The organism is Cellulosimicrobium sp. MI9406, assembly GCF_040595865.1.
GTDB lineage: Bacteria > Actinomycetota > Actinomycetes > Actinomycetales > Cellulomonadaceae > Cellulosimicrobium > Cellulosimicrobium funkei.
In genome coordinates this window covers 294,681-308,637 of the sequence record NZ_JALIZI010000004.1, presented here as the reverse complement: position 1 = coordinate 308,637, position 13,957 = coordinate 294,681, and the positions used below count along the sequence as shown (strand labels likewise).

Genomic DNA, 13,957 nt, shown 5'->3' with positions numbered 1-13,957 from the left:
CGGGCGGGGAGCGTCCGACGGCGGTGCGCGACCCGGCGCCTCGTCGCGCCGTGGGGCCGACGGTAGGCGGCGCAGGGTTGCAGGACCGTTGCAGCGGATGGCTCCCGCCCGAGCTCAGTCGAGCTCGTCGTCGAGCAGGTCGAGGTGGGCGCGGGCGCGCAGCCACAGCGGGCTGCCGTGGTCCGCGACGCGCTGCAGCCGCGTCCACGCGGCGTGGTCCTCGGCGCCGTCGTCGGTGCGCGTCCACGCGTCGAGCACGTCGGCGCCGCCCGCGGCCACGACGGCGGTGCGCAGCTCGGCCGCGAGCTCCGCGCGCAGGTGCTCGACGGCGGGCGCGCCCGAGCGCGGCAGGAGCGGCGCGCGGTAGGCGGCGACGGCGCCGCGGACGTCGCCCACCGCGAGGTGGTCGCGCACGACGTCGGCGTCGGTCCGCAGGGGTCGGGCGAGCCGGTAGGGGCGCGACCCCGCGAGGAGCGCGCCCGCGACGCGCCGCAGGCGCGACACCTCGGCGCGGACGGTCACGTCGGAGAGCTCGCCGGGGTGCAGCAGGACGGCGAGCTCGTCGGCGGACAGCCCGCGGGGGTGCGTCGCGAGGAGCACGAGGATCTCGGCGTGGCGCAGCGAGAGGCGGTGGTCGAGACCGTCCGGCGAGCGCAGCACGGGCGCCGTCCCGAGCACGAGCAGCTCGGGCGCGCCGTCGCGGGGCGGTCCCGGGAGCCGGCCCGGGCCGTCGTCGGGCCCCGTCGCCGCGGCGCGCTGGGCGAGCTCGCGCTCGAGGCTCAGCACCGTCGCGCGCACGAGCGACAGCACGACGCCCGACGCGGCGGACTGGCGCCCCGTCACGTCGAGGACCCCGAGGACGCGCCCGCTCGCGGGGTCGTGGACGGGCACGGCCGTGCAGCTGAACGCCTGCACGGGGCGGGAGAAGTGCTCGGCGCCGAGGACCTGGACAGGGCTGCGCGTCGCGAGCGCGGTGCCGGGCGCGTTCGTCCCGACCCGTTCCTCGCGCCAGACCGACCCCTCGACGAACCCGACGCGGTCGACGGCGTCGCGCAGCGCCCGGTCGCCCTCGACCCACAGGAGGCGGCCCGCGTCGTCGGACACGGCGACGACGAGGCCGTCGTCGGCGGCGGCGTCGACCACGAGCTCGCGCACGACCGGCATGACGCCCGCGAGCGGGTGCGCCTCGCGGTAGGCGACGAGGTCGTCGTGGGCGAGGCCCGAGTCGGTGCGGGGCGCCTCCGGGTCGACGCCGCTGTGCACGGACCGGCGCCACGAGTCGGCGACGAGCGGGTGGACGCCGCGCGGGAGGACGCCGTGGTCGAGGAACGAGCGGTAGGCGGCGCGGACGGAGCGCGGGTCGCGGCGCGCGTCGGGGCGGCGCGGGTGCTCCTCGGAGCGGGGCGGCGGTGCGGGAGTGCGCGGCACGGGACCTCCACGTCGTCGTGCGGTGCTGGGGCCAGTGTAGGTCGCGCGGGATCCGGCGCGAGCGGGCGTCAGCCGGTGCCGGGCGCCGCGGGACCGGCGACCTCGCGCGCGACGCGGCGCAGGGCGCCGAGCACGACGGTGGTCGCGGCGGTCGGCGCGGCCCCGCGGCGCACGGCCGCGTACACCGGGCGGGTGCGGGGCGCGTGGAGCGGGCGCGCGTCGACGGCGTACCGCGGGTCGACGGCGAGGCCCGGCAGCAGCGCGACGGACAGCCCGGCCTCGACGTGCGCGAGCAGCAGCTCGTAGCTGGGCAGCCGGGCGACGACGCGCGGCTCGAAGCCGGCCTCGCGGCACGCGCTCTCGACGAGCGTGGACAGGTAGCGCCCGGGGAGGTCGGCCGCCCACGGCGCGTCGGCGAGGCGCGCGAGGTCGGCCGGCTCGCCGGGGGCCCGGTCGCCGCGCGCCGTGACGAGCACGACCGGGTCCTCGAGCAGCGGGACGGTCGCGACGTCGGGCCCGGCGAGCAGCGCGCCGTCGAGCAGGTCGGCGGTCACCGCGACGTCGACGTCCCCCCGCCGGAGCGCGGGCCCGCTCTCGCGCGGGTCGAGCTCGTCGACCTCCACCTCGACGCGCGGGTGCTCGACGGCGAGCCGCGCCGCGAGCGGGATGACGAGCGCGCGCACCGCGCTCGAGAACGCGGCGACGCGCACGACGCCGCCCGGCTCGCCGTCGGGGTGGGCGAGCTCGGCCTCGGCGAGCGCCATCTGGTCGAGGATGACGCGCGCGTGCCGGGCCAGCGTGCGCCCGGCGGGCGTGAGGCGGACGCGTCGGCCCGTGCGCTCCAGGAGGCGCGCGCCGGTCTCGGCCTCGAGCGCGGCGAGCTGCGCGGAGACGGCGGACGGGCTCAGGTGGAGAGAGGCACCGACGGCGCGCACGGTCCCGAGGCTCTCGAGCCGCGCGAGGATCTGCAGGCGTCCCGCGTTGAGCACGTGCGCATCCTTTCTGTGCGGCTTCTCCGCACAGACTGTACGCAGACTCGCGCTGTACGCGCACAGCGGCGCGTCCCTACGCTCCGAGCATGACGTTCCCGCCCTCCCCCGCGCCCGCACCGCCGTCCGCCCCGTCCCCCGGCGGGGGCCGGGCCGCCGCGGACGACGCCGCGCGGTTCTGGGCCGACGCCGACCGTCACCTCGTGCGGTACGGCGGGCCGTTCACGCCGGAGATCGTCGAGAGCGCGGCGGGCAGCTTCGTCACGACGGCCGACGGGCGCCGGGTCCTCGACTTCACGTCCGGGCAGATGAGCGCGATCCTCGGGCACAGCCACCCGGCGATCGTCGAGACGGTGCGCCGCCAGGTCGGGACGCTCGACCACCTGTTCTCCGGGATGCTGTCGCGCCCGGTCGTCGACCTCGCGCGCCGGCTCGCGGGCACGCTGCCCGACCCGCTCGAGAAGGTGCTCCTGCTCACGACCGGGGCCGAGTCGAACGAGGCCGCGATCCGGCTGGCGAAGCTCGTCACGGGGCGGCACGAGGTCGTCTCGCTCGCGGGGTCGTGGCACGGCATGACGCACGCCGCGGCCGCCGCGACGTACAGCGCGGGCCGCCGCGGCTACGGCCCGACGGCGCCCGGCAACCTCGTCATCCCCGTGCCCAACGCGTACCGGCCCGACCACCTCGCGCCCGACGGCACGCACGACTGGCGCCGCCAGCTCGACCTCGCGTTCGACCTCGTCGACGTGCAGTCGACGGGCAGCCTCGCGGCGTGCCTCGTCGAGCCGATCCTCAGCTCGGGCGGGATCGTCGAGCTCCCACCGGGCTACCTCGCGGCGCTGCGCGACAAGTGCCACGAGCGCGGGATGCTCCTGATCCTCGACGAGGCGCAGACGGCGCTGTGCCGCACGGGTTCCTGGTACGCGTTCGAAGGGCGCGACGGCGAGGAGCCCGTGGTGCCGGACATCCTCACCCTCTCCAAGACCCTCGGCGCCGGGCTCCCGCTCGCCGCGGTCGTCACGAGCGCCGAGATCGAGGCCCGCGCGCACGAGCGCGGCTTCCTCTTCTTCACGACGCACGTCTCGGACCCGCTCGTCGCGGCGGTCGGCACCACCGTGCTCGACGTGCTCCAGGCCGAGCGGATGGACGCGCGCGTCCGGGTGCTGGGCGACCGGCTGCGCGCCGGGCTGCTCGACCTCCAGGACCGCCACGCGACGATCGGCGACGTCCGCGGGCGCGGGCTGCTCCAGGGCATCGAGCTCGTGCTCGACCGCGAGACGAAGGAGGGCGCCGACGCGCTCGGCGCGCTCGTCACCCGGCGGGCGCTCGAGCTCGGGCTCCACATGAACGTCGTGCAGCTCCGCGGCATGGGCGGCGTGTTCCGCATCGCGCCGCCGCTGACGGTGAGCGAGGACGAGCTCGACCTCGGTCTCGGGCTGCTCGACCAGGCGCTCGGCGACGCGACGCGCGAGCTCCTGGGCTGACCGCCCGTCATCCGGGCGGGTCGGCCACCCGGCGCGCGCCGACGGCGAGCACCCCGTCGCGCACGACCGTCACCGGGCCCAGCGCGCGGACGTCGAGCGACGCGCGCACGCCGTCGAGGACCCGGTCGTCGGCGCCGTCGGGCGTCTGATGGACGAGCCAGAGCGCTCCGCCCGGGACGAGCAGCGCGGCGAGGGCGCTCGCCTCGGCGTGGGCCACGCGCGTCCAGAAGACGTTGACGTCCACCGCGAACGCGATGTCGAACGGGCCGCCGGGGACGTCCGGACCGCCGGTCGCCGCGAGCTCCCCGCGCCGCACGACGAGGCGGCCGTCGTCGACAGCGACCCGGTTGCGCGCCGTCGTGCGGGCGACCGCCGTGGCGGACCGGTCGAGCGCGACGTACCGCACGCCGGGGTGGGTGGCGAGCACGAGCTCGGCGGCGGCTCCCGGGCCGGGTCCGATCTCGAGCACGGCCTCGTCGCCGCGGAGGTCGAGCAGCTCGACGGCGCGCCGCACGCGCTCCGGGACGGTCGCGGTCACGCGTCCAGTGTGGCTCCCGGAGCGAGCGTCCGCAGCGTGCGTTTACACCGTCTCAGCATGCGTCGTCCGCCTTCCGTGATGCGGACGGCCGACCTAGCCTGACGAGCGAACGCCCACCACGCGCCCGGAGGACACCATGCCCGCACCGCTCGACACCAGCGAGAAGATCACGCAGTACGCCCACCCCGACCGCCTCGTGAGCACCGACTGGCTCGCCGAGCACCTGGGCGAGCCGGGCGTCGTCGTCGTCGAGTCCGACGAGGACGTGCTGCTCTACGAGACCGGGCACATCCCCGGCGCGGTGAAGATCGACTGGCACACCGACCTCAACGACCCCGACACCCGGGACTACATCGACGGCAAGGGCTTCGCCCAGCTCCTCGGCAGCAAGGGCATCGCGCGCGACACGACGATCGTCGTCTACGGCGACAAGAACAACTGGTGGGCGGCCTACGCGGCGTGGGTCTTCACGCTGTTCGGCCACGAGGACGTGCGCCTGCTCGACGGCGGCCGCGGCAAGTGGATCGCCGAGGGCCGCGAGGTCACGACCGACGTCCCCGAGCCGGTCGCGGTCGAGTACCCGGTCGTCGAGCGCGACGACGTGACGATCCGCGCGTTCAAGGAGGATGTCCTCGCCCACATCGGCAACGGGCCGCTCGTCGACATCCGCTCCCCGCAGGAGTACACGGGCGAGCGCCTGCACATCCCGGACTACCCGGAGGAGGGCGTGCTGCGCGGCGGCCACATCCCGACGGCGCGCAACGTGCCGTGGGCGACGGCGGTCGCGGAGGACGGCACCTACAAGTCGCGCGAGCAGCTCGAGGCGATCTACCAGGAGGGCGGCCTCGGCCTCGCGACGGACGACGAGGTCGTCACGTACTGCCGCATCGGCGAGCGGTCGAGCCACACGTGGTTCGCGCTCACGTACCTGCTCGGTTTCGACAAGGTCCGCAACTACGACGGCTCGTGGACCGAGTGGGGCAACGCCGTGCGCGTGCCGATCGTCAAGGGCGAGGAGCCCGGCGAGGCCCCGGCGTCGCTCAACTGACCCGCGTCCCGCGCGAGCGTGCCCGACGGCGCGCGGCCCGTCCTCCACGACGGACCGCGCGCCGTCGGCGTGCCGCGGGCATACGACGCGTCCGCGGAGCGTTCCGCACGGTGGGACTGCCGTCCCGCCGCCCCGGCCCCGATGCGAGGATCGCCCCCATGAGCTCCCCCTCCGACGCTTCGCCCGACCTGCCCGCGACGCTCGCGGAGATCCGCGAGGACTTCCTCGCGATGCCGGAGCGCGAGCGCCTCCAGCTGCTGCTCGAGTTCGCGAACGAGCTGCCCGACCTCCCCGAGCGCTACGCGAGCGCGCCCGGTCTGCTGGAGCGGATCGAGGAGTGCCAGTCGCCGGTGCGGGCCTTCGCGGAGGTCGACGACGCGGGCGTCGTGCACTTCTACGCGACCGCCCCGGCCGAGGCCCCGACGACGCGCGGCTTCGCGTCGATCCTCGCGCAGGGCCTCTCGGGCCTGACGGTGCAGGAGGTGCTCGACGTGCCCGACGACTTCCCGATGTCGATCGGCCTGACGCGCGCGGTGAGCCCGCTGCGCATCGGTGGCATGAACGGCATGCTCACGCGCGCCAAGCGCCAGGTCCGGGAGCAGGTAGCGGCCCGCGGCTGACGGGAGTCCCACCCGGACCCGCCGAACATGCGGTTGCCGCCCGCCCGGCCGCCGCGACGGGACACCTCCGCATGGTCGGCGTCGGTCGGGTCAGGGGCGTCAGTCGCGGAGGGCCAGGCGTCGCGCCAGGACGGCGCAGACGACGAGCTGGAGCTGGTGGAAGACGATCACCGGCACGGCGACGACGCCGGCGACCGCGACGGGGAACAGCACGCTCGCCATGGGCAGGCCCGTCGCGAGCGACTTCTTCGACCCGCACATGAGCAGCGCGACCCGGTCCTCGGTCGAGAGCCCCAGCGCCGCGCCGCCCCACCACGTGGCCGCGAGCATCACGGCGAGCACGATCGCGCTGACCACGAGCAGCGCGATGATCGACCACCCGGACACGCTGGACCACACGCCCGCCGAGGACGCCGCCGCGACCGCGCCGAACACCACGACGAGGATCGTGCCGCGGTCGACGCCGAGCGTGAGCCAGCGCCGCGCCCGGACCCAGTCCCCCGCCCAGGGCTGGAGGAGCTGCCCGACGACGAACGGCAGCAGCAGCTGGAGCAGCACGGTGCGCAGCCCGCCGAGCCCGCCCGTGGGCCCGTCGGCTCCCCCGCCCGTCCCCGTCATGAGCCACAGCACGAGCAGCGGGGTGATCACCATGCCCGCGACGTTCGACACCGTCGCGCCGCAGATCGCCCCGGCGACGTTGCCGCGCGCGACGGACGTGAACGCCACGGACGACTGTACGGTCGACGGGAGCAGGGAGAGGTAGAGCATGCCGGCGGCGAGCGGCGCCCCGACGAGCGGCTCGATCGCCCACGCCGTGACGAGCCCGAGCACCGGGAAGACGACGTACGTCGCGGCGAGGATCCCGCCCTGCAGGCGCCAGTTGCGCAGCCCGGCCCAGACCTCCCGCGTGGACAGGCGCATGCCGTAGACGAGGAAGAGGACGGTGACCGCGACGTCCGCGGCGGCGTCGACCACGCGCTGCGCGCCCGGCCCCACGGGCACGACGAGCCCGAGCACGAGCACCACGAGCAGCGTCACGACGAAGGGGTCGACCCACCTGCTCAGGACTGCGCGCACGGGGACCGAGCCTAGCCCGGCGCACGACCCGGGACGGCACCCGCCCGGCAGGCGCCCCTCGTCCCGGCCCGGAGCGCCGGACCGGGCCGCCCCGTCCGGTCAGAACAGCGTGTAGCCGCCGTCGACCGTGATGACGGCGCCCGTCATGAAGCTCGACGCCGCGCTCGCGAGGAAGACGACGGGCGGCCCGATCTCCTCCGGCTCCGCCCAGCGCTGCATCGCGGCGGGCGCGACGCAGTCGTCGTGGTACTCCGGCCGGTCCACCGGCGACGCCTCGGTGCGCACGTACCCGGGCGCCACCGCGTTCACGCGGATGCCGTGCGGTGCCCACTCGGCGGCGAGGCCCTTGGTGAGCTGGTGCACCGCCGCCTTGGACGCGAGGTACGCGGGCTGCCAGCGGGGCCGGTTGACGATCGACGCGGACATCGAGCCGACGTTGACGATCGTCCCCGGCCGGCCCTGCGCGACGAGTTCCCGGGCGACGGCGCGCGAGCAGTACCAGACGCCGTCGAGGTTGGTGGCGAGCGTGCGGTGCCAGACGTCGTCGCCGATCTCGAGGGCCGCGCCGCCGATCGACACGCCCGCGTTGTTGACGAGCAGGTCGACCGTGCCGAGGTCGGCGGCGGCGCGCACGACGACGTCGTCCACCTGCAAGCGGTCGGTGACGTCGAGCACGTAGCCGCGGGCGTCGGTGCCGGCCTCCCGGAGCGCGGCGGCGGCCTCGTCGGCCGCCGCCGCGGTGGTCGCCGTGACCGCGACGCGGGCCCCCGCCTCGCCGAGCGCACGGGCGACGGCGCGCCCGATGCCGCGGCTGCCGCCGGTGAGCAGGGCCGTGCGGCCGACGAGCGAGAACGAGTCGAGGACGGTCACGCGGGACAGTCGACCACGGGGCGCGTCAGAAGTCGAAGAGGTCCTCGAGCCAGGACTCCTTCTTCTTGCGCTTGCGGTAGCGGGGGTCGTAGCCGTCGCGGCCGTCGTACCGGCGGTCCCGGTCGTCGCGGTACCGGTCGTCGCGGGAGCGCTCGTCGTACCGGTCGTCGCGGTACCGGTCGTCGCGGTAGCGGTCGCGGTCGTCCTCGCGGCGGTCGCCGTACCGCTCCCCGGAGCGCGGGGCGGGGCTGCCGTAGTCCACGGCGGCGGCCGGCGGGTACGACGTCGGGGCGGGCGCGGCAGGGGCGGGCGGCGCGGCGGCGGCCGGACCCGCGGCCTCGGCGGCGATCTCGCCCTCCACCGAGCGGTCGATGATCTTGTCCAGCTCGCCGCGGTCGAGCCACACGCCGCGGCACGTGGGGCAGTAGTCGATCTCCACGCCCTTGCGCTCGGTCATGACGAGCACGGTCTGGTCGGTGGGGCACAGCATGTCTGCCTCCTCGCGAGATGGGCCGGGCGCGGTCGGCGCCCGCACCGGTACTGCGCAGTCCAACGCGGCTCCGGCGCGAGCGGTTCCCGGCCGGGCAGGCTGCCGGTGCGGCTCAGCCCGTGCGGCGCTCGCTCGCGAGGCGGTCGCGCAGCTCGTCGGCGAGGTGCACCTCGTCGTCGAGGGCGGCGAGCGCGTCGGCCACGCGCGGGAGGAAGTCGGCCCCGGCGCGGAACCACTCCGCGCCCTCGAGGAACCGTGCGGCGGCCGCGTCGTCGTGCAGGGCCAGCGCGAGGTCGGCACGGAGCACCAGGGCGCGGAACCGGACGCGCTCGGCGACGGTGCGGGTCCGCACGCCCTCGGCAGCGAAGGCCCGGTCCAGGACCTGGGCGGCACCGGCCGGGTCTCCCGCCGCGCGGAGGATGCGCGCGTGCTCCAGGGCTCGACCCAGGTCCGGCGGTTCCTCGGCGCCGCGGCGGGGCAGCCCGGGCACGAAGGCCCCACCAGCCACGCCGTACCTCCCGCCTCCCGCTGACAGCGCGCCCACACTAACCCTGGACGTGCGGCCCGGCACGGCGGGAGACGGGAGGTCGACGGGTCAGCGCTGCACGCGCGCGCTGCCGCCCGACGCGAGCTTCCGGACCTCGGCGAGGGACGCCGTCGACGTGTCGCCGGGGGTCGTCATCGCGAGCGCCCCGTGCGCCGCGCCGTACTCGACGGCCTCCTGGATCGAGCCGAGCTCCATGAGCCCGTACGCGAGGCCCGACGCGAACGAGTCGCCGCCGCCCACGCGGTCGAGGATCTCCAGGCCGGGGCGGTGCGTCGCCTCCGCGAAGCCCTGCACGCGCGACCACGCGATCGCGCCCCAGTCGTTGACCGTCGCGGTCCGCACCCCGCGCAGCGTCGTCGCGACGACCTGGAAGTTCGGGTACTCCTCGGCCGCGCGCGTGATCATCGCGCGGAACGCGGACGTGTCGAGGTCGGTGAGGTTCTCGTCGACGCCCTCGACCTCGAACCCGAGCGACGCGGTGAAGTCCTCCTCGTTGCCGATCATCACGTCGACGTACCGCGCCAGGCGGCGGTTCACCTCCTGCGCGCGCTCGACGCCGCCGATGCCCTTCCACAGCGAGGGGCGGTAGTTGAGGTCGTAGGAGACGACCGTGCCGTGGCGGCGGGCGGCGGCCATCGCCGCCTCCGCGACGTCGGCGGACGACTCCGACAGCGCGGCGAAGATGCCCCCGGTGTGGAACCACCGGACGCCGCTGCCGAACACGGCGTCCCAGTCGACGTCGTCGGGCCGGAGCTGGGCGATCGCGGTGTTGCCGCGGTCGGAGACGCCGACCGCGCCGCGCACCCCGAAGCCGCGCTCGGTGAAGTTGAGCCCGTTGCGCACCGTGCGGCCGATGCCGTCGTCCTCGCGCCACCGGACCCAGCGCGTGTCGAGGCCGCCCGTCAGCATGAGGTCCTCGACGAGGCGCCCGACCTCGTTGTCCGCGAGCGCGGTGACGATCGCGCCGCGCAGGCCGAACGCGCGGCGCAGGCCGCGCGCGACGTTGTACTCGCCGCCGCCCTCCCACACGTCGAAGCTGCGGGCCGTCTTGATGCGGCGCTCCCCCGGGTCGAGGCGCAGCATGACCTCGCCGAGCGCGACGACGTCGTAGGCGCAGTCGGCCGCGGGGCGGACGGCGAGCGGGGCGCGGGCGGTGGTCGTGTCGGTCATGGGTCAGGCTCCTTCGGCGGGGTGGGGGGCGGTCGCGGCGAGTGCGACGGCCTCGCGCGTGCGTCGGGTGATCTCGGCGGTGTCGCCCGCGCGCACGAGCGCGGCGTCGACCATCCAGGAGCCGCCGGCGGCGAGCACGGCGGGCAGGGCGAGGTAGTCGAGCAGGTTGGCGGCGCTCACGCCGCCGGTCGGCACGAACCGCAGGCCGGGGAACGGCGCGGAGAACGCCTTGACCGCGGCCGGCCCGCCGACGACGTTCGCGGGGAACAGCTTGACGACGTCGAGGCCGAGGTCGAGCGCGGCGATGACGTCCGACGGCGTCGCGACGCCGGGGACGACGGGCACGCCGAGCTCCTGGGCGCGACGCACGACCCCGGCGGAGAGGCCGGGCGAGACGAGGAACCGCGCCCCGGCGTCGACGGCCTCGTCGACCTGGGCGGCCGTGACGACGGTGCCCGCCCCGACCAGCACGTCGGGCACCTCGCGCGCGACCGCCTCGATCGCCGCGCGCGCCCCGGCGGTCCGGAACGTGACCTCGGCGACGGGCAGGCCGCCGTCGCGCAGCGCGCTCGCGACGAGGACGCCCTGCGCCGCGTCGTCGACCACGACGACCGGTACGACGCGGGCACGGGCGATCCCCTCCAGGGGTCCCAGGGGTGACATCCAGGCTCCGTTTCGCTATGGTGAACAAGTGTTGTTCACTACGGAACGCACTCTAGGCGAAGGAGTCACCATGGCGGAAGCCGGCCGTGCGCCGTCGGGCACCCCGGGGTCGGCCGAGAGCCCGCTCGGCAGCGTCGACAAGGCCCTCGTCGCGCTCGAGGCGCTCGCCGCGGCCGGCCCCGACGGCGTCGCGCTCGGGGACCTCGCGCGCTCGCTCGGGCTGCACAAGGCGTCGCTGCACCGCACGCTCGCGGCCCTGCGGTTCCGCGGGTACGCCGAGCAGGACGCCACGACCGGCGACTACCGCCTCGGCCCCGCGGCGACGGCGCTCGCGACGGTCTACCTCGGCGAGGAGAACCTCCCCGCGCTCCTGCACCCGGTGCTCGTCGCGGTGTGCCGCGCGACCGACGAGCTCGTGCACCTCGGCACACTCGCCGGGACCGAGATCGTCTACCTCGACAAGGTCGAGCCGGCGCGCGCCGTCCGCGTCTGGTCGGCCGTCGGGCGCCGCCGCCCGGCGGCGACCACCGCGCTCGGGCGCGCGCTGCTCTCCCAGCGGACCCTCGACGACGGCGCGCTCGCCTGGTACGCCGCCGCCGCGCCCGAGGACCACCCCGTCACGCCCGCCGCGCTCCGGGCGACGTGCGAGGCCACGCGCGCGACGGGGTTCGCCACGGAGACGGAGGAGAACGAGCCGGGCATCAGCTGCGTCGCCGTCCCGGTCCTGCGCGCCGGGCAGCCGGTCGCCGCCGTCAGCGTCACGGCGCCTGCCGAGCGGCTCGGCCCGCGACGGCGGCGGGAGATCGAGACGGTCCTGCGGGAGGTCGTGCCGCCCCTGCTGCCCCCGACCCTGGCGGTGCCCGACGCCGTGCTCCGCGGCTCCGGCGACGGGGCGACCCGCCGACCGGCGACGGACGCCGCGCTGTGAGAGAGTTCAACCGCAGCACGACGGAATGACGGAAGGGCCCGCGCGATGACCGTCCTCGTGGCGTACAACGACTCCCCGCAGGGCGAGACCGCATTCCGGGCGGCCGTCGCCGAGGCGGTCCACCGCTCGACCGCGCTCGCCGTCCTCGTGCTCACGCCGCAGGACGCCGACGCGGGCGTCCCCGCGAGCCTCGCGCACCTGCTCGACACGCTCCCCGCCCAGGTCGCGCGCCCCGAGGTGTCGTACCGCCCCGAGCACCGCGACCCGGCCGAGGCGATCATCGACGAGGCCGAGCGCACGACCCCCGACCTCGTCGTCGTGGGGGCGCGCAAGCGCTCGCCTGTCGGCAAGTTCCTGCTCGGCAGCACCACGCAGCGCGTCCTGCTGGACTCGCCCGTCCCCGTGCTCGTCGTCAAGGCGTCCCACTGACGGACGCCGTCGCGCGGCCGCCCGGTCGCCCGGACGGCCGCGCTGCCCGGCTCAGCCCTGCGCGACGGCGGCCCGCAGCCCGTCGACGAGCGGCGTCGTCGGGCGGCCCAGGAGCCGGCGCAGGTCCTCGGTGACCTCGGCGAGGAGGCCGTCGCGGATGTTGCCGTCCAGCGCGACGACGAACCCCGCCGTCCCCTCGTCCAGGCCGGCGCCCAGCAGGAGCGCGCGGTGCTCGTCGGGCGACACGCGCCGGTAGACGACGGGGCGCCCGAGCACCTCGGCGGCCGCAGCAGCCAGGTCGTCGTACGTCCACGCGACGTCGCCGCTCAGCTCGTACACGGCGCCCGCGTGCGCGGACGCGTCCTCGTGCGCGGCGAGCGCGACGACGGCCGCCGCCTCGGCGAAGTCCGCGCGGCTCGCGCTCGCGACGCGGCCGTCGCCCACGCTCGCGACGATCTCGCCGGACTCGCGCGCGCCGAGCACGTCGCCGACGTAGTTCTCGGTGTACCAGTTGTTGCGCAGGACCGTCGTGGCGAGGCCCGAGGCGGCGAGGAGCTCCTCGGTCGCCTTGTGCTCGGGTGCGAGCACGAGCGCGGACGTCGTCGCGTGCGGGGCGCTCGTGTAGACGACGCGCGCGACCCCGGCGGCCCGCGCGGCGTCGACGACGTTGCGGTGCTGCTCGACGCGCTGCCCCACCTCGGAGCCGGAGACGAGCACGAGGACGTCCACCCCGGCGAGCGCCGGGGCGAGCGTCTCGGGCCGTGCGTAGTCGGCCTCGCGGACCTCGACGCCGCGGTCAGCAAGGTCCGCGACCTTGGCGGTCGTGCGCGCGAGCGCGACGACCTGGGACGCGTCGGCCCCGCGGGCGAGGAGGGACTCGACGACGAGGCGGCCGAGGTGGCCGCTGGCTCCGGTGACGGCGATGGACATGCGCGGGCTCCTTCGAGTGCGGGGTGCGCGGCCGGTCGGCCGCACGACCACCAGCATGCGCTTACTTTTCGTAAGTGCATATCAATAGAGAGTGCGTTCTATCTCACAGCGCTTTCCGCGCGAGCGCGCCGTATCCTGGGGCGATGACGACCGACGCCCGCCCCGCGGAGGACACCGGACCCACCGACGCGATGGTGGCCGACGTCTTCCAGCGCGGCTGCACCTCGCGCCACGTGCTCGAGGCGGTGACCGGGCGCTGGGGCGTGCTCACGGTCGCCGGCCTGCGCGACGGCGCGGTGCGCTTCAACGCGCTCCGCCGCCGCATCGACGGGGTCAGCGAGAAGATGCTCGCGCAGACCCTCCAGTCCCTCGAGCGCGACGGCATCGTCGTGCGCGAGGTGCGGGCGAGCATCCCGCCCCACGTCGAGTACTCCCTCACCGACCTCGGGCGCCGCGTCGCGGACAGCCTCTCGGGTCTCATCGACGTCCTCGAGGGCGCGGTCGACGAGGTGTCGGCGTCCCAGCGCGCGTACGACGCGCGCCGGGACTGACCAGCTCACGTCTGCGAGCGCAGGTACCACCAGACGAGCGCGGCGACCACGAGCAGGCCCGCGACGACCGCGAGCACGATCTTGCCGACGCTGTAGGGGCGCCGCCCGACCACCTGTCCCGTGTTCGCGTTGACCCTCACCTGCGCTCGATGTCCCGCCGGATCACGGGCCAGCGCCCCCGGGTCGGCGGCGACC

Annotated in this window: 17 protein-coding genes; 6 read left to right on the top strand and 11 right to left on the bottom strand. The window is 76.0% G+C overall.

What is annotated here, in order from left to right; translation table 11 throughout:
• Positions 1–114 precede the first annotated feature (114 nt).
• Together MT994_RS09550 and MT994_RS09545 are read right to left on the bottom strand one after the other, a co-directional pair.
• The gene (locus MT994_RS09550; protein WP_354806021.1) at positions 115–1,428 is read right to left on the bottom strand and encodes a transcriptional regulator; all 1,314 of its coding nucleotides are present in this window, start codon (positions 1,426–1,428) and stop codon (positions 115–117) included.
• Between the two features lie 68 nt (positions 1,429–1,496).
• Positions 1,497–2,417, bottom strand: coding sequence for a LysR family transcriptional regulator (locus MT994_RS09545; protein WP_354806020.1), 921 nt, complete (start codon positions 2,415–2,417; stop codon positions 1,497–1,499).
• Positions 2,418–2,506: 89 nt separating this feature from the next.
• On the opposite strand from MT994_RS09545, the gene MT994_RS09540 reads away from it, so the two are divergent.
• Positions 2,507–3,901, top strand: a complete 1,395-nt coding sequence (locus MT994_RS09540) for an aspartate aminotransferase family protein (protein ID WP_354806019.1) — start codon at positions 2,507–2,509, stop codon at positions 3,899–3,901.
• 7 nt (positions 3,902–3,908) lie between these two features.
• Here MT994_RS09540 and MT994_RS09535 read toward each other — a convergent pair whose 3' ends face one another.
• Positions 3,909–4,439, bottom strand: a complete 531-nt coding sequence (locus tag MT994_RS09535; RefSeq protein WP_354806018.1) for a methyltransferase — start codon at positions 4,437–4,439, stop codon at positions 3,909–3,911.
• 136 nt (positions 4,440–4,575) lie between these two features.
• On the opposite strand from MT994_RS09535, the gene MT994_RS09530 reads away from it, so the two are divergent.
• Complete coding sequence (locus MT994_RS09530) at positions 4,576–5,487, top strand: sulfurtransferase (RefSeq protein ID WP_021483735.1); 912 nt, start codon at positions 4,576–4,578, stop codon at positions 5,485–5,487.
• Positions 5,488–5,645: 158 nt separating this feature from the next.
• On the top strand, positions 5,646–6,107 hold the full coding sequence (locus MT994_RS09525; RefSeq protein WP_021482841.1) for a SufE family protein: 462 nt from the start codon (positions 5,646–5,648) through the stop codon (positions 6,105–6,107).
• A 99-nt stretch (positions 6,108–6,206) separates the two neighbouring features.
• Here the strand turns inward: MT994_RS09525 and MT994_RS09520 are convergent, their stop codons facing one another.
• The 6 genes from MT994_RS09520 to eda all read right to left on the bottom strand — a co-directional run bounded on the left by MT994_RS09520 (position 6,207) and on the right by eda (position 10,924).
• Positions 6,207–7,184 (bottom strand): bile acid:sodium symporter family protein, encoded by a 978-nt coding sequence (locus MT994_RS09520; RefSeq protein ID WP_354806016.1) that lies wholly within the window; start codon positions 7,182–7,184, stop codon positions 6,207–6,209.
• Positions 7,185–7,283: 99 nt separating this feature from the next.
• Complete coding sequence (locus tag MT994_RS09515) at positions 7,284–8,054, bottom strand: SDR family oxidoreductase (RefSeq protein WP_354806015.1); 771 nt, start codon at positions 8,052–8,054, stop codon at positions 7,284–7,286.
• Between the two features lie 25 nt (positions 8,055–8,079).
• On the bottom strand, positions 8,080–8,544 hold the full coding sequence (locus tag MT994_RS09510) for a zf-TFIIB domain-containing protein (RefSeq protein WP_194522261.1): 465 nt from the start codon (positions 8,542–8,544) through the stop codon (positions 8,080–8,082).
• A gap of 112 nt (positions 8,545–8,656) precedes the next feature.
• On the bottom strand, positions 8,657–9,052 hold the full coding sequence (locus MT994_RS09505; RefSeq protein ID WP_128957539.1) for a hypothetical protein: 396 nt from the start codon (positions 9,050–9,052) through the stop codon (positions 8,657–8,659).
• An 87-nt stretch (positions 9,053–9,139) separates the two neighbouring features.
• Positions 9,140–10,261, bottom strand: coding sequence for a sugar kinase (locus MT994_RS09500; RefSeq protein WP_021483692.1), 1,122 nt, complete (start codon positions 10,259–10,261; stop codon positions 9,140–9,142).
• A 3-nt stretch (positions 10,262–10,264) separates the two neighbouring features.
• Positions 10,265–10,924, bottom strand: coding sequence for a bifunctional 4-hydroxy-2-oxoglutarate aldolase/2-dehydro-3-deoxy-phosphogluconate aldolase (gene eda / locus MT994_RS09495; RefSeq protein ID WP_194522260.1), 660 nt, complete (start codon positions 10,922–10,924; stop codon positions 10,265–10,267).
• Between the two features lie 70 nt (positions 10,925–10,994).
• Between eda and MT994_RS09490 the strand changes: the two genes are divergently transcribed.
• On the top strand, positions 10,995–11,852 hold the full coding sequence (locus MT994_RS09490) for an IclR family transcriptional regulator (protein ID WP_144680477.1): 858 nt from the start codon (positions 10,995–10,997) through the stop codon (positions 11,850–11,852).
• Between the two features lie 45 nt (positions 11,853–11,897).
• Positions 11,898–12,281, top strand: a complete 384-nt coding sequence (locus MT994_RS09485; protein WP_034653722.1) for a universal stress protein — start codon at positions 11,898–11,900, stop codon at positions 12,279–12,281.
• A 51-nt stretch (positions 12,282–12,332) separates the two neighbouring features.
• Here MT994_RS09485 and MT994_RS09480 read toward each other — a convergent pair whose 3' ends face one another.
• Positions 12,333–13,211: an SDR family oxidoreductase gene (locus MT994_RS09480; protein WP_211931874.1), complete on the bottom strand. Its 879-nt coding sequence runs from the start codon at positions 13,209–13,211 to the stop codon at positions 12,333–12,335.
• 143 nt (positions 13,212–13,354) lie between these two features.
• Here MT994_RS09480 and MT994_RS09475 point away from each other — a divergent pair, with 143 nt between their 5' ends.
• Complete coding sequence (locus tag MT994_RS09475; RefSeq protein ID WP_031316645.1) at positions 13,355–13,762, top strand: helix-turn-helix domain-containing protein; 408 nt, start codon at positions 13,355–13,357, stop codon at positions 13,760–13,762.
• Between the two features lie 5 nt (positions 13,763–13,767).
• On the opposite strand, the gene MT994_RS09470 is transcribed toward MT994_RS09475, so the two are convergent.
• A complete protein-coding gene (locus MT994_RS09470) occupies positions 13,768–13,902 on the bottom strand; it encodes a hypothetical protein (protein ID WP_354806013.1) in 135 nt (44 codons plus the stop codon).
• Between the last annotated feature and the right edge of the window lie 55 nt (positions 13,903–13,957).